At 59.3% G+C, this 13,582-nt stretch carries 24 protein-coding genes; 3 read left to right on the top strand and 21 right to left on the bottom strand.

The genetic code is table 11. The features are described from left to right. The first annotated feature begins 152 nt into the window (after positions 1-152). Positions 153-833, top strand: a complete 681-nt coding sequence (locus KBT70_RS10370; RefSeq protein WP_296632408.1) for a hypothetical protein — start codon at positions 153-155, stop codon at positions 831-833. A gap of 133 nt (positions 834-966) precedes the next feature. Here KBT70_RS10370 and KBT70_RS10365 read toward each other — a convergent pair whose 3' ends face one another. Next, positions 967-2,241 (bottom strand): sirohydrochlorin chelatase, encoded by a 1,275-nt coding sequence (locus KBT70_RS10365; RefSeq protein WP_296632405.1) that lies wholly within the window; start codon positions 2,239-2,241, stop codon positions 967-969. Continuing rightward, complete coding sequence (locus KBT70_RS10360; RefSeq protein WP_296632402.1) at positions 2,238-2,462, bottom strand: DUF6732 family protein; 225 nt, start codon at positions 2,460-2,462, stop codon at positions 2,238-2,240. Before KBT70_RS10360 ends, KBT70_RS10365 begins: the two co-directional genes overlap by 4 nt. A 298-nt stretch (positions 2,463-2,760) precedes the next feature. Between KBT70_RS10360 and KBT70_RS10355 the strand changes: the two genes are divergently transcribed. After that, a complete protein-coding gene (locus tag KBT70_RS10355) occupies positions 2,761-3,735 on the top strand; it encodes a glutathione S-transferase family protein (RefSeq protein ID WP_296632399.1) in 975 nt (324 codons plus the stop codon). Between the two features lie 24 nt (positions 3,736-3,759). On the opposite strand, the gene KBT70_RS10350 is transcribed toward KBT70_RS10355, so the two are convergent. From KBT70_RS10350 to KBT70_RS10285, 14 genes are all read right to left on the bottom strand, one after another. Further along, positions 3,760-4,197, bottom strand: a complete 438-nt coding sequence (locus KBT70_RS10350) for a GFA family protein (RefSeq protein WP_296632395.1) — start codon at positions 4,195-4,197, stop codon at positions 3,760-3,762. A 219-nt stretch (positions 4,198-4,416) separates the two neighbouring features. After that, positions 4,417-4,605 carry a 50S ribosomal protein L30 gene (gene rpmD, locus KBT70_RS10345; protein WP_008281890.1) on the bottom strand — a complete coding sequence of 63 codons (189 nt, stop codon included), beginning with the start codon at positions 4,603-4,605 and terminating at the stop codon, positions 4,417-4,419. Positions 4,606-4,617: 12 nt separating this feature from the next. Next, a complete protein-coding gene (gene rpsE, locus KBT70_RS10340) occupies positions 4,618-5,184 on the bottom strand; it encodes a 30S ribosomal protein S5 (RefSeq protein WP_296632390.1) in 567 nt (188 codons plus the stop codon). Between the two features lie 12 nt (positions 5,185-5,196). Continuing rightward, a complete protein-coding gene (gene rplR, locus KBT70_RS10335; RefSeq protein ID WP_037273494.1) occupies positions 5,197-5,556 on the bottom strand; it encodes a 50S ribosomal protein L18 in 360 nt (119 codons plus the stop codon). An 11-nt stretch (positions 5,557-5,567) separates the two neighbouring features. Further along, on the bottom strand, positions 5,568-6,101 hold the full coding sequence (gene rplF / locus KBT70_RS10330; RefSeq protein WP_296632386.1) for a 50S ribosomal protein L6: 534 nt from the start codon (positions 6,099-6,101) through the stop codon (positions 5,568-5,570). A 12-nt stretch (positions 6,102-6,113) separates the two neighbouring features. Beyond that, positions 6,114-6,506 carry a 30S ribosomal protein S8 gene (gene rpsH, locus KBT70_RS10325; protein ID WP_296632383.1) on the bottom strand — a complete coding sequence of 131 codons (393 nt, stop codon included), beginning with the start codon at positions 6,504-6,506 and terminating at the stop codon, positions 6,114-6,116. A 13-nt stretch (positions 6,507-6,519) separates the two neighbouring features. Beyond that, complete coding sequence (gene rpsN, locus KBT70_RS10320; protein ID WP_008281885.1) at positions 6,520-6,825, bottom strand: 30S ribosomal protein S14; 306 nt, start codon at positions 6,823-6,825, stop codon at positions 6,520-6,522. Positions 6,826-6,844: 19 nt separating this feature from the next. Then, positions 6,845-7,408, bottom strand: a complete 564-nt coding sequence (gene rplE, locus KBT70_RS10315) for a 50S ribosomal protein L5 (protein ID WP_296632377.1) — start codon at positions 7,406-7,408, stop codon at positions 6,845-6,847. Further along, positions 7,401-7,712, bottom strand: coding sequence for a 50S ribosomal protein L24 (gene rplX, locus KBT70_RS10310; protein WP_296632374.1), 312 nt, complete (start codon positions 7,710-7,712; stop codon positions 7,401-7,403). Before rplX ends, rplE begins: the two co-directional genes overlap by 8 nt. Before the next feature lies 1 nt (position 7,713). Further along, the gene (gene rplN, locus KBT70_RS10305; protein ID WP_008281882.1) at positions 7,714-8,082 is read right to left on the bottom strand and encodes a 50S ribosomal protein L14; all 369 of its coding nucleotides are present in this window, start codon (positions 8,080-8,082) and stop codon (positions 7,714-7,716) included. A 79-nt stretch (positions 8,083-8,161) separates the two neighbouring features. Continuing rightward, positions 8,162-8,392, bottom strand: a complete 231-nt coding sequence (rpsQ, locus tag KBT70_RS10300; protein ID WP_008281880.1) for a 30S ribosomal protein S17 — start codon at positions 8,390-8,392, stop codon at positions 8,162-8,164. A gap of 12 nt (positions 8,393-8,404) precedes the next feature. Next, positions 8,405-8,605, bottom strand: a complete 201-nt coding sequence (gene rpmC, locus KBT70_RS10295; RefSeq protein ID WP_009817515.1) for a 50S ribosomal protein L29 — start codon at positions 8,603-8,605, stop codon at positions 8,405-8,407. 250 nt (positions 8,606-8,855) lie between these two features. Continuing rightward, positions 8,856-9,062, bottom strand: coding sequence for a cold-shock protein (locus KBT70_RS10290; protein WP_008281878.1), 207 nt, complete (start codon positions 9,060-9,062; stop codon positions 8,856-8,858). Between the two features lie 209 nt (positions 9,063-9,271). Beyond that, on the bottom strand, positions 9,272-9,892 hold the full coding sequence (locus KBT70_RS10285) for a 2OG-Fe(II) oxygenase family protein (protein ID WP_296632369.1): 621 nt from the start codon (positions 9,890-9,892) through the stop codon (positions 9,272-9,274). Between the two features lie 129 nt (positions 9,893-10,021). On the opposite strand from KBT70_RS10285, the gene KBT70_RS10280 reads away from it, so the two are divergent. Continuing rightward, the gene (locus KBT70_RS10280; protein ID WP_296632366.1) at positions 10,022-10,759 is read left to right on the top strand and encodes a hypothetical protein; all 738 of its coding nucleotides are present in this window, start codon (positions 10,022-10,024) and stop codon (positions 10,757-10,759) included. A gap of 70 nt (positions 10,760-10,829) precedes the next feature. Here the strand turns inward: KBT70_RS10280 and rplP are convergent, their stop codons facing one another. Genes rplP through rplB form a run of 5 tightly spaced genes read right to left on the bottom strand, consistent with a single transcriptional unit; the run spans position 10,830 to position 13,472 of the window. Continuing rightward, positions 10,830-11,243, bottom strand: coding sequence for a 50S ribosomal protein L16 (gene rplP, locus KBT70_RS10275; RefSeq protein ID WP_008281876.1), 414 nt, complete (start codon positions 11,241-11,243; stop codon positions 10,830-10,832). 13 nt (positions 11,244-11,256) lie between these two features. Beyond that, the gene (rpsC, locus tag KBT70_RS10270; protein WP_296632362.1) at positions 11,257-11,964 is read right to left on the bottom strand and encodes a 30S ribosomal protein S3; all 708 of its coding nucleotides are present in this window, start codon (positions 11,962-11,964) and stop codon (positions 11,257-11,259) included. After that, entirely contained in the window at positions 11,964-12,344 is a 381-nt protein-coding gene (rplV, locus tag KBT70_RS10265; protein ID WP_008281874.1) for a 50S ribosomal protein L22, read from the bottom strand. The genes rpsC and rplV overlap by 1 nt, the downstream gene beginning before the upstream one ends. 3 nt (positions 12,345-12,347) lie before the next feature. Beyond that, positions 12,348-12,626 carry a 30S ribosomal protein S19 gene (gene rpsS / locus KBT70_RS10260; protein ID WP_008281873.1) on the bottom strand — a complete coding sequence of 93 codons (279 nt, stop codon included), beginning with the start codon at positions 12,624-12,626 and terminating at the stop codon, positions 12,348-12,350. A gap of 3 nt (positions 12,627-12,629) precedes the next feature. Beyond that, entirely contained in the window at positions 12,630-13,472 is an 843-nt protein-coding gene (gene rplB / locus KBT70_RS10255) for a 50S ribosomal protein L2 (RefSeq protein WP_008281872.1), read from the bottom strand. Positions 13,473-13,582 lie beyond the last annotated feature (110 nt).

The following is a 13,582-nucleotide window of genomic DNA, read 5'->3' as shown; positions in this document are numbered from 1 at the left end:
CCCCGCTAAGAATGTGGGAATTACCGGGTATTATCTCCAGTCCGGCGCGTTCCTGTCATCAATCATCCTGCGCATTTGCGTGGCGGTAAGGATTTCCGTACTTTACAGGCTGGATGGTTCAACCTTTGATTGTCCGGACGGAGGACGTCAGAGTGTTGAACGTTGTTTGGGAATTGGTGATGAAAACTGGTGTCTTTGTTCTGCCCGCTACAGCATTCGCGCTCCTGATCGCGACGGTCGCAATTGCGGACGCTCCAGAAGAAGACATCTGGGCGGAATGCCGATCCACTGACAGTTGCACGATTGAGTACGACCATCTGGCCGATCAAAAAAGCGATCCGTTCTTGTTCAACGGAAAGGAGATGGATCGTGAGCATCCTCAATGGCAAAAATATCGAAGAAACCTGCGCCGTTACTCGGATGTTCGAGATTGCCTAATTAGTTCGGAAGCGAAAAGGGAAACCCCCAATCTAGTGCTGATAGACTGGAATAAAATGAGATCGCAGGAAATCATTGAAGTTTGCATGCATCGCATTTTTTCCAGCCTAGGAAGTCCGGATGCCGCAAAACAGTGGTTTGAGATTCAGGGCCTGCAAAACGTGGTGCTCAGAGTCGAATCTGGAAGCGTCGCCAGTGGAGGCAGAAGAGTCCCGCGCCGTGTAACCATTGTGAGTGCCGGCAATCTCCTTAGTGAGTCAGGAGAATGCTATAAATCTGGTGGTTTTCTATCCTCAAAGTTGTGCGCAAAGCTTGTCCACGGGGAATCATTTTTCGCCGAGTGGGATGAGCACAATCAACTTTGGAACACAGCTTATAGTCAAACAGTGAAATAAAAAGATAAGGTCACTGCGACAGGTAACGCATTGTGATTTAAGGAAGATTAAATCCCGTGACACGCAGTGAAGACGCCTGACACGATAACGATACTCCTCCGGCGGGAGTATTTTCACCAAGAAGAAGCCGTGCTCAGACCTTGGTCCGCCGCGCGCTCTCTGGCCCATGCGGATGGCGGGCATGGGGATAGGGCGCGTGGTGGTGGTCGTGATCATGGTGGTGGTCATGCCCATGGTCATGCCCGTGATCATGATCGTGGTGATGGTGATGCCCGTGATCATGGTCATGGTGGTGCTTGGCCTGCGCCTCCAACCGGCAGAGCCCGGTGCAGAAAGTATCGCAGAGCGTGCAATCCGCCACGTTCGAGCCAGGCGCAGAGGCACCTTGCCCTTCGACATGGTGATGATGGCTTTCTTGCACCGCGCCCACCTCGGCCTCGAAACCCAAGACCTGCGTGCGGTATTTGCACATGACGCAGGTCGGCGGCGGCACATCGCCAAAGGCGGGATGGCCTGCGCCCCGTGCCTCGGCCAAGGCGGCGCGCTGTTCGGGGGTGATGCGCTGCACCGCCCCACCTTCGATGGCGAGGATTTGCGTGCGATACTGACAGGTGCCGCAATTGGGCGGCGGCACCGCACTGAGTTGCTCAGTCACACGTTCGGCAAAGGTTTCCAGAACCTTGGGGTGATCACCCAGATAGCCGGCCTTGACGAATTGCATGCCCGGATGCTCGGCCGCGACGCGGTCGGTAAAGCCATAGATGCGGTCGATCAGGATGCCGGAAAAGAGGAAATAGGGAAACACCACGACGCGTTTGTACCCCAGCTTGACCACATGCTGCAGGCAGGGTTCCACCAGCGGGAAGGTCACACCGGAATAACCCACCTCGCACCAGCCAAAGCCGAGGCCTTCGTGCAACAGGCGCGCGATCTTGGCGACATTGGCATTGGCATCCGGGTCCGACGCACCGCGTCCGATCACCACAAGGCAGGTGTCATGCAGGCCAACCTCGCCATGTTTCACATTGGCGCGGTCAATCGCCTCGCGGATGCGTGCCCCGGCGGCGGCGATCATCTTGGGGTCCACCCCCAATTCGCGGCCATACCGCACCTCGATGCCATGGGTCGCGGCATAGGTGTTGAGCACGGTGGGAATGTCGTTCTTGGAATGCATCGCGGCAAAGAGCATCCCCGGCACTGCCAAAATCCGCTCGCACCCCGCCGCGCGCAGACGGTCCAGACCGTCGCGGATCACCGGGTTGGCAAATTCGAGATAGCCGTATTCCATCAGCCAATCATCGGGCAGATAGCCCGGCAGTTTATCCGCCAACACGCTGAATTCATCGACCGCCGATTGGCTGCGCGAGCCGTGCCCGCAGATCATCACACCCGTTTTGACCATGTTCATGCCTCCTGCGGCACTTCGTCGGCGGTCTCTTCCTCGGCCTCGTCCGCCTCTGCCCGCTCCTTGCGCGCGCGCAGTCCGGACCAGAGGCCAATCGCAATCGCCGCCCCAAGTGCCGCCGCCCCAAGCCAGTGCCCGTGCCCGGCAACCTCGGCCAGATGGCCCGGATGGGCGTGAGCCGCTGTGCCGCTCAGGAGCGCGGTCAGAATCGTGGCAAATCGCATGGCAGTCCCCTTATCCTTGGTCGCGCAACAGGGCGAAAAGGGGCGAACGGGCCAATCGGCCCCGACGATGCGCAATCTACCCCCGACATGGGTCAGCCGATTGTCGCACACCTTTCCGGCCCGGTTGCGGGCTTCGTCATGGACCGCTTATAGGCGTAGGCTCGCGGTGCTGCAAACGAAGAAACGAAGCCCCCGGCCCCGTTCGCGACATGTGCAGCCCTGCACGTGGGCTGCGCGGCGCTGCGGATTACCACACCCTGCTCCGAACCCTAGATTGGATGAAAAAGGAGAAAGCGACATGGGCCAACTGGTCAACGGCAAATGGCAAGACACCTGGTATGACACCGAGTCGACGGGCGGCAAATTCGTGCGCTCGACCGCGAAATTCCGCAACTGGATCACCGCGGACGGAAGCGCCGGGCCCACGGGCAACGGCGGCTTCAAGGCGGAGAGCGGGCGCTATCACCTTTATGTGTCGCTGGCCTGCCCTTGGGCACATCGCACCCTGATCTTTCGGGCCCTCAAGGGGCTAGAGGATCACATCGGCGTTTCAATCGTGCATCCCGACATGCTCTCGGAGGGCTGGGAATTCCGCACCGATTTCCCCGGAGCGACCGGCGACCGCCTCTTTGGCCTGCCCTTCGCGCGCGACATCTACCTCAAGGCTGACCCAGAGATTTCGGGCCGCGTGACGGTGCCGATCCTCTGGGACACAGAGCGCAACACCATCGTCTCGAACGAGAGCGCCGAGATCATCCGCATGTTCAATTCCGCCTTTGACGGGATCACCGGCAACACGCTGGATTTCTGGCCCGAAGACCTGCGCGCCGCCATCGAGCCCGTGAATGCGCGCATTTACGACACCGTCAACAATGGCGTTTACAAGGCCGGTTTTGCCACCAGCCAAGAGGCCTATGACAGCGCCGTGCGTCCGCTCTTTCAAAGTCTCGACTGGCTGGAAGAGCGCCTCGGTCAGAACCGTTACCTGATGGGCGCGCGTGTGACCGAGGCCGATTGGCGGCTCTTTACCACACTCATCCGGTTTGATCCGGTCTATCACCTGCATTTCAAATGCAACCGTTCGCGGATTGTCGATTACCCCAATCTCTGGGGCTATCTGCGCGAACTCTACCAATGGCCGGGGGTGGCGGAAACGGTCAATTTCGACCATATCGTGCGTCACTACCATTACAGCCACGACACGATTAACCCGCACCGGATCATTCCGATCAACCCGGTGCTAGACCTTGAGGCACCGCATGGCCGGGGCTGACATGCGCCCCGGCCTTGGGTCGGGTCAGGACGGGTTGGGCCAGACGAAATCCGGGCGCAACGCGGGATAGACCGGGCGGCCATCGCTGGGCTTGGGCACGCCGGTGGCGGGGTCATAAAAGGCGTGATAGCTGGCCGCGCCGATCTTGTCGCCATAGCCCATGAGGTTGGGCACGATCACCCGGATGCGGTGCTGCTTGTCATCGAGCATGATGGGCGCGCCGCAGGTGCCGCAGGTGCAAAGCTCGAGCGGGCCATCGGGATTGCTGGCATTGAACGGCTGGCGTTTCATGCCGGCCTCATTGTCCACCACGACATCACCGTGGTTGTAGAACACCACATGCGTGGTGTCCTGACCCGTCACACTCTTGCAGACGGAACAGTGACAGGTGTGATTGTCGATCGGGGCATGGGTTGTTTTGGTATGGATGTGGTCGCAACCACCGGAACATTGGTCAGACATCGGCCTTCCTCCTCAAAGCGATGCGGATGGGCGACCCAAGGCTCAAGACCCTGGATCAACCCTGGCCCTCAACCTATCATGCACCCGACGAGAGCCGGGCGTTGATTCTGGTCGGACGCGACTAAAGGATGACCCCGGCGCATAAGGCAGAACGCCCCGGTCCTTGCGGGCCGGGGCGTTCTGATTTCTGTTGGCCGGGAAACCCCGGCCTGCGCGGGCTTAGCCGCGCTCTTCGATGATCTTGACCAGATGCGGCAGCTTGTTGACCATACCGCGCACCGAGGGGGTATCCTCGAGCTCGCGGGTCTTGTGCATCTTGTTGAGCCCCAGACCGATAAGGGTCTGGCGCTGATCCTGAGGGCGGCGGATCGGGCTGCCGATCTGCTTGACGACGATGGTTTTTGCCATTTGTCCGGTTCCTTACGCTTCTGCCGCTTCGGCAACCGGTGCTTCGTCACCCTTTTTCAGGATGTCGGCCACCTTCTTGCCACGACGCTGCGCCACCATACGCGGGCTGGTCTCTTTCTTGAGACCATCGAGCGTGGCGCGGATCATGTTGTAGGGGTTCTGCGACCCGGTCGATTTCGCGACCACGTCCTGAATACCCAACATTTCGAACACGGCCCGCATAGGACCACCGGCGATGATGCCGGTGCCGTGCGGAGCGGTGCGCATCACGACCTTGCCGGCGCCATGACGCCCTTCCATGTCGTGGTGCAGGGTGCGGCCCTCGCGCAGCGGCACGCGGATCATTGCGCGCTTGGCTGCCTCGGTGGCCTTGCGGATGGCCTCGGGGACCTCCTTGGCCTTGCCCTTGCCAAAGCCGACCCGGCCCTTTTGATCGCCCACGACCACCAGTGCCGCGAAGCCAAAGCGTTTACCGCCCTTGACCGTCTTGGACACACGGTTGATCGCGACGAGACGATCGGCGAACTCCGGGGCTTCCTCGCGTTCGCGACGGTCGCGGCGGTTGTCTTCTCTTGCCATTCTCTCGTCTCCTTAAATCTTCAGGCCAGCTTCACGCGCGGCGTCGGCAACTGCCTTGACACGCCCGTGAAACAGAAAGCCGCCCCGATCGAAATAGGCCTCGGTGATGCCGGCCTTTTGGGCCCGCTCGGCAATCGCGGTGCCAATCTTGGTGGCAGCCTCGACATTGCACTTGCCCACCATGCCCAGATCCTTTTCGAGGGTCGAGGCCGCGGCGAGCGTCACACCGTTGACGTCGTCGATCAGCTGCACGCTGATGTTCTTGTTGGAGCGGTGAACGCTGAGGCGCACGCGCCCTGCATTGACCTTGCGGAGTTTGTTCCGAACGCGCAGGCGGCGTTTGAGGAACAGTTTTCTTTTGCTGTTTGCCATCTGTCGCGTCCTTACTTCTTCTTGCCTTCCTTCTGGAAGATGTACTCGCCTTTGTAGCGGATGCCCTTGCCCTTGTAGGGTTCGGGACGCCGCCAGTCGCGGATATTGGCCGCGACCTGTCCAACGAGCTGCTTGTCCGTGCCCTCGACCACAAGCTCAGTCTGCTTGGGCGCGGTCACGGTTACACCGTCCGGAATGGGGAAATCGACATCATGGCTGAGGCCGAGGTTCAGCTTGAGCACGTTGCCCGCCATCTGGGCACGATAGCCCACACCGCGGATTTCCAGCTCTTTCTTGAAGACATCCCGAGCGCCGTGCACCATGTTGGCGATGACCGTACGGGTCATCCCCCACTGTTGGCGCGCACGCTTGGATTTGCCGCGCGGCGTGACCGACACCTGCTGACCCTCGACGGTGATGGTGACATCATCCGTCGCGGTAAAGGTCTTGGTTGCCTTGGGGCCTTTGACTTCGATCGTCTGTCCCGAGAGCGTCACAGTGACGTCGGAGGGCAGGGGAACGGGTTTTTTACCAATTCGTGACATGTCCAGGTCTCCTTAGAAGACTGTGCAGAGCACTTCGCCGCCAACATTGGCTGCGCGCGCGGCTGCATCCGACATCACACCCTTGGAGGTGGAGACAATCGACACACCGAGACCCTGACGGACCTGCGGAATGTCATCGACGCCCAGATAGACGCGACGACCGGGTTTGGAAACCCGCTTCATTTCGCGAATGACAGGCGTGCCTTCATAATATTTGAGGCTGATTTCAATGGCAGCATGGCCATTGGCATCCTGCTTCATCTCATAGCCGCGAATATAGCCCTCGGATGCCAGAACATCGAGAACACGCACGCGCATTTTCGAGGCGGGGGTCATCACGGTGGACTTGCCACGCATCTGCGAGTTGCGGATACGGGTGAGCATATCGCCGATAGGATCGTTCATATCTCTGACCTCCTCACCAGCTCGATTTCACGACACCGGGCAGCTGCCCGCTCGAGCCGAGCTCGCGCAGCATGATCCGGGACACTTTGAGTTTGCGATAGTACGCATGCGGACGACCCGTTAGCTGGCACCGGTTGTGCAGCCGTGTGGCCGAGCTGTTGCGCGGCAGTTCCGCAAGCTTGAGAGAGGCGCGGAAACGCTCTTCCATCGGCTTGCTCTGGTCGTTGATGATCACTTTCAGTGCGGCGCGTTTCTTGGCGAAACGGTCCACCAGCACCTGGCGCTTCTTCTCGCGCTCGATCATTGATTTCTTAGCCATAGATCTATCCTCCCCCGGCTCAGCTGTTGAAGGGCATGTTGAAATGCTTCAACAGCGCCTTGGCTTCAGCGTCGGTCTTCGCCGTGGTTGCGATGACAATGTCCATCCCCCAGACTTCGTCGACCTTGTCGAAGTTGATTTCGGGGAAGATGATATGTTCCTTGATGCCCATGGCATAGTTGCCACGCCCATCGAACGACTTGCCCGGAACCCCGCGGAAGTCGCGGATACGCGGCATCGCGATGGTGATCAGACGGTCGAGGAAATCATACATGCGGTCGCCACGCAGCGTGACCTTGGCCCCAAGCGGCATGTCTTCGCGAACGCGGAAACCGGCGATGGAGTTGCGGGCCTTGGTGACGACAGCGCGCTGACCGGCGATGGTGCTCAGGTCTTCCTGTGCCGACTTCGCCTTTTTCGAGTCGCGCACAGCCTCGGCACCACAGCCGATGTTGAGCACGATCTTTTCCAGACGCGGGATCTGCATGTCGTTCTTGTAGCCGAACTCTTCTTTGAGAGCGGGCTTGATGACCTCGCGGAAGTGGGCCTTGAGGCGCGGGGTATAGGTTGCGGTATCAAGCATCGATCACGTCCCCCGTGGTCTTGGCATAACGGACCTTTTTGTCGCCTTCGATCTTGAAGCCAACGCGGGTCGGTTTGCCGTTCTTGTCGACAATCGCCAGATTGCTGAGGTCAATCGGCATCGCCTTGGGGATGCGACCACCTTGGCTCGTCTGGCTCTGGCGGGTGTGGCGGATCGCCATGTTCACGCCTTCAACCACGGCCTTGCCGGATTTCGGATCGACATTGGTGATCGTGCCTTTTTGGCCCTTGTCCTTGCCGGACAGAACGATCACGGTATCACCTTTTTTCAGTTTGGCAGCCATCTTACAGCACCTCCGGGGCGAGCGAGATGATTTTCATGAAATTCTTGGCACGCAATTCGCGCACGACCGGCCCGAAAATACGGGTGCCGACCGGTTCACCTGCGTTGTTCAGGATCACGGCGGCGTTGCGGTCAAAACGAATGGCGGTACCGTCTTCACGACGGACTTCCTTGGCGGTGCGCACGACAACGGCCTTGCGGACGTCGCCCTTCTTCACGCGACCGCGCGGGATGGCTTCCTTGACCGAGACGACAATGATGTCGCCCACGGATGCGTATCGACGCTTGGAACCACCCAGAACCTTGATGCACTGAACTCGGCGAGCGCCGGAGTTGTCAGCAACATCCAGGTTGGTCTGCATCTGGATCATTTGGTTTCTCCCGACCTATGGGGGGCGATGCACTGCCTTGTCCCCAGGGTTTCGATTAATGCCAAAAGGCGCTAAAGGCTTATGCCTCCAGCACCTCCCAGCGTTTCGTCTTGGATTTGGGCGCGCATTCGATAATCCGAACGGCATCGCCCACTTTGAACGTGTTGTTCTCATCGTGAGCCCGGTATTTCTTGGACTTACGAATGGTTTTCTGAAGCACGGGGTGCTTGAAACGACGCTCGACCGATACGGTTACGGTCTGGGCGTTTGCGTCAGAGGTCACGACCCCTTGAAGAATACGTTTGGGCATATCTCGGGCTCCTTACTCTGCTGCCGCGTTGGCTTTTTCGTTCAGAATGGTCAACACGCGCGCGGCATCGCGGCGCGCGGTACGCATCTGAGCGGGGTTTTCCAACTGGCCGGTAGCCGCCCGAAAACGCAGATTGAACTGCTGCTTCTTCAGGTTGGTGAGTTCCTCCCGGAGCTGATCCGGGGTCTTGTCACGCAGTTCCTTGGCGTTCATCGCCTTTTCCTTTCTCACAACACCGGCTGGCCCCTGACGGTTCGCTCAGGGTAACCATGAACCCGGTGGATGAATTGCAAATACCCGAATCCCCGGACTGGCCGGGGTGCGCGGATTTGGGCTCTATACGGGAGGTGATACCGGAGGGCAAGCGAAACCTCTGACAATCGCAATAACACCCGCTTGGGAGCCGCAGAATACAGAAACGGCCCCGGGTTCCCCCGAGGCCGCTCCCATCAGATCAGATCGCTTATGCGAGCTGGAGGTTCGACGCGCTCTCACGGCCGTCACGGCCGGATTCGATGTCGAAGGTCACTTTCTGATTGTCGGCGAGGCCGGTCAGGCCTGCGCGCTCAACAGCGCTGATGTGGACGAAAACGTCCTTGCCGCCATTGTCGGGCGCGATAAAGCCGAAGCCTTTGGTGGAATTGAACCATTTCACGGTGCCGTTGGCCATCGTGATGTCTCCTCTGGTAGTGCTGCCCGCGGGAATGCGGCAGTCGCGGCGTGGTCGGTCTGGATCGAGATACTGACAGCCGGTTTAGAGGAGCAGATGATCGAAAGAGAATAACGTTAGCCCCCTGCACATGGGGGAGTTTGCCAAATTTTACAAGGGGAAATCCAAAAATACCGTGGATTCAGTCAAAATCAGGCGCTTTTTTGCCCTCAACCCCAGGAATAATTGAAGCTGACACTGATGCGGTCGTCCTCGGACATGTTCATCGGCACTTCATGGCGCAGCCATGATTCCCACAAGAGGACATCACCCATCACCGGCTTGGCATAAATGAACGTGCGCAATTCCTGCCGCGCGTCCTTGCGCCGCACCGGAGAGGCCATCATCCGCGCCGACCTTGGGTCTTCCAGCTTGAGCGCGCTTGTGCCATCGGGCATCGCCACATAGGTCGTGCCGGAAATCACTGAATGAGGGTGAATATGGCTCGCGTGCATCCCGCCTTCGGGCAGGATGTTGATCCAGATATCCTCGAGCTTCAGCTCCTTGCCATCCAGATCAAACTCCAGATCCTCGGCAAAGGCCGCGACATGGGCATCCAGCACCTTGACCAGATCGGCAAAAATCGGAAACCGCCACGGCAGGTCGCTGAGCGAGGCATAAGACGTATAACCCGGATAGCCATTCTCGTCACACCACTCCTGCCCCGCCTCGTCATCTTCGGCGATCGAATAGCAGGACGCCTCCAATTCCTTGGCATCAATGGCAGGTCCGTGCTCGCTCAGGGCGGCACGATAGAGGCGGGTCACAAAGAGCGAGTCGATATTGGGCATGACCCGCAATAACCAGACAGTCAGGAAAAGAGAAGAGCCCGCTTTCAAATCGCAGGATTGGACGTGGCCCTCCCGCTGTTTTTTGATACCACCCTTTCAACCGAGACCCGGTTTTCAAAGGAGAGACCCATGCACACCCGTATCGCCCTGAGGGCCGCCACAGCGTTCTTGCTGCTTGGTACGCCTGCTTCGGCCGATGTCTGCAACTGGCGTCTCAGCAAATTGCTCGGAACCGCAAGAGCGAATGTCGCCACGCTGATCGAGCCTGTAACAAGCCCAACGACACTCGCCGAAAAGGCGCTTGGGTTCTACACGCTCAGCCATTCCGTGACCGGCGCAACCTTGCTTGGCACAACCATGGCAGGAAGCTCTGCCGCCAGCACCATAGGCATGATCGCCGGGTCGGGTGGCAGCGCGGGGGCGCTTGGGGCCGCTCTGATGTCTCCCACCGGAATTGTCGTGGGCGCCATCGTCGGCGTCGGTGTCGCTGGCACCGAGGGCTACTGCTACTTCTTTCAGGATGAAAAGGTGACGGACTACGCCGAGGTTCTCTTGATCATGGACGGCTTGGCGCAGAACGCCGATCCGCAATATTTCGAGATCGACAAACCCACGGATGACACCCTTGAAACAGCCGCGATCTTTATTCGCGGCGACGACGGGGTGCGCCAGATGTATCGAGTAAAGGACCTCTACATCGTCAACGGGGCCTTGATCCATCGGAAATGGGGGCGCAACACGCACCTCGGCAATATCGGTCTAGAGGTCGTTACTGCCCCGGACAGTGCGGCACCGGAAACCAACGCGGTTGAAACAAACCCGCCGCAAGTGAACACACCAGACGTTATCCTGCCAGAACAAGAGTAGCGCCAGAAAAAACCCCCGCGCGATCTCTCGCACGGGGCTATCTCTTAGGCTGGGTTCTACCCCGCCGCCGTTACCAGTCCTCGCGGACCACAACGCGGGTCTTGATCGGCAATTTCATTGCCGCCAGACGCAGCGCCTCAAAGGCGATCTCTTCGCTCACGCCGTCGATCTCGAACATGACTCGGCCCGGCTTGACCTTGCAGGCCCAGTAATCGACCGAACCCTTACCTTTACCCATCCGAACCTCGGTGGGCTTGGACGAGACCGGCACATCCGGGAAAATACGGATCCAGACACGGCCCTGACGTTTCATGTGACGCGTCATGGCACGACGAGCGGCCTCGATCTGACGCGCAGTGATACGCTCGGGCTGAGTGGCCTTGAGACCGAAAGTGCCAAAGTTGAGATCAGAGCCGCCTTTGGCTTCGCCCTTGATCCGGCCCTTGAACTGCTTGCGGAATTTGGTGCGCTTTGGTTGAAGCATCTTTCATTCCTCCTTAACGGCGGCCGCCGGCGCCACGGGGCGCGGGACCATCCTGGAGTTCCTGGGCCTTGCGGTCACGGGCACCGGGATCGTGCTCCATGATTTCACCCTTGAAGATCCAGACCTTGATACCAATGATCCCGTAGGCCGTGATGGCCTCGACGGGGGCATAGTCGATGTCCGCACGCAGCGTGTGCAGCGGCACCCGGCCTTCGCGATACCACTCGGTCCGCGCAATCTCGGCACCGCCAAGACGGCCCGAAACGTTGACCCGGATACCAAGCGCACCCATGCGCATCGCGTTCTGCACGGCACGCTTCATCGCGCGACGGAAGGACACACGACGCTCAAGCTGCTGTGCGATGCTCTCACCCACAAGGGCCGCATCCAGCTCGGGCTTGCGAACCTCGACGATATTGAGGTGCAATTCGCTTGCGGTCATTGCCGCCAGCTTCTTGCGCAGACCCTCGATATCGGCGCCTTTCTTGCCGATGATCACGCCCGGACGTGCGGTGTGGATCGTGACGCGGCACTTCTTGTGCGGACGCTCGATGATCACACGGCTGATCCCGGCCTGTTTGCACTCTTCGCCGATGAACTTGCGCATCGCAAGATCCTCGAGCAGCAGATTGCCATAGTCCTTGGTGTCGGCATACCAGCGGCTGTCCCAGGTGCGGTTCACCTGCAGGCGCATGCCAATCGGATTGACTTTGTTACCCATTAGGCTTGCTCCTCAATTTCACGCACCTTGATTGTCAGCTCCGAGAACGGCTTTTTCAGCGCGCCAAAGCGACCACGGGCACGCGGACGGCCACGCTTCATCACAAGGTTCTTGCCGACATAGGCCTCTGCCACGATCAGACCATCCACATCGAGATTGTGGTTGTTCTCGGCATTGGCAATCGCGGACTGAAGACACTTCTTGACGTCCTGCGCAATGCGCTTGTTCGAAAACGTCAGGTCCGTCAGCGCCTTGTCGACCTTCTTGCCACGGATCATCGCGGCAACGAGGTTGAGTTTCTGCGGGCTGGTACGAAGCATGCGCAACTTGGCCATCGCTTCGTTGTCTGCCACGCGGCGGGGGTTCTTTTCCTTGCCCATGACTTACTTCCGCTTCGCTTTTTTGTCTGCGGCATGACCGTAATAGGTCCGGGTCGGCGAATATTCACCGAACTTCTGACCAATCATGTCTTCGCTGACGTTGACAGGGATATGCTTGTGGCCGTTGTAGACGCCAAACGTGAGACCCACGAATTGCGGCAGGATCGTCGAACGACGCGACCAGATCTTGATGACTTCATTACGCCCCGACTCGCGCGCTGCCTCTGCCTTCTTCAAGACATAGGCATCGACAAAGGGGCCTTTCCATACAGAACGTGCCATGTGTTAGCGGCCCTTCTTCTTGGCGTGACGCGAGCGCACGATGAGATCCTGCGACGCCTTGTTCTTGTTGCGGGTGCGCGCGCCCTTGGTGGGCTTGCCCCAAGGCGTAACCGGGTGACGACCACCCGAGGTCCGGCCTTCACCACCACCATGGGGGTGGTCGATCGGGTTCATAACCACACCACGCACAGACGGGCGGATGCCCTTGTGACGCATACGGCCCGCTTTGCCGTAATTCTGGTTCGAGTTGTCGGGGTTGCTGACGGCCCCAACGGTGGCCATGCATTCCTGACGCACAAGACGCAGCTCGCCCGAGCTCAGACGGATCTGAGCGTAGCCGCCATCGCGGCCCACGAATTGCGCATAGGTGCCAGCGGCGCGTGCGATCTGCCCGCCCTTGCCGGCCTTGAGCTCGATGTTGTGAATGATCGTGCCGATGGGCATGCCCGAGAACGGCATCGCATTGCCCGGCTTGATGTCGGCCTTGGCCGAAGCGATCACCTTGTCACCAATCGCCAGACGCTGCGGTGCCAGGATATAGGCCTGCTCGCCATCTTCGTATTTGATCAGTGCGATAAATGCGGTCCGGTTCGGGTCATATTCGATCCGTTCCACGGTTGCCGAGATATCAAATTTCGTCCGCTTGAAATCGACGATGCGATAGAGGCGTTTCGCCCCGCCGCCTTTGCGACGCATCGTGATCCGTCCGGTATTGTTCCGGCCGCCATTCTTGGTCAAACCCTCGGTGAGAGATTTGACCGGACGTCCTTTCCACAGCTCCGAACGGTCGATCAGCACCAGCCCACGCTGGCCCGGCGTCGTCGGCTTATACGACTTGAGTGCCATGCTTTCTGTCTTCCGTTTAGCTCCGGCGAGTTTCCCCGCCGCGCGGGAATTTTCCCGCTATGTTTGAGGCCCCCGGAGGTGCCAAGTGTATAGGGCCCCGAAGGTCCCCA

This window comes from Roseovarius sp. (assembly GCF_018066915.1).
In the GTDB taxonomy this organism is placed as follows: Bacteria; Pseudomonadota; Alphaproteobacteria; order Rhodobacterales; family Rhodobacteraceae; genus Roseovarius.
The sequence above is the reverse complement of the archived record's forward strand: the minus strand, read 5'-3'. Positions and strand labels throughout refer to the sequence as shown.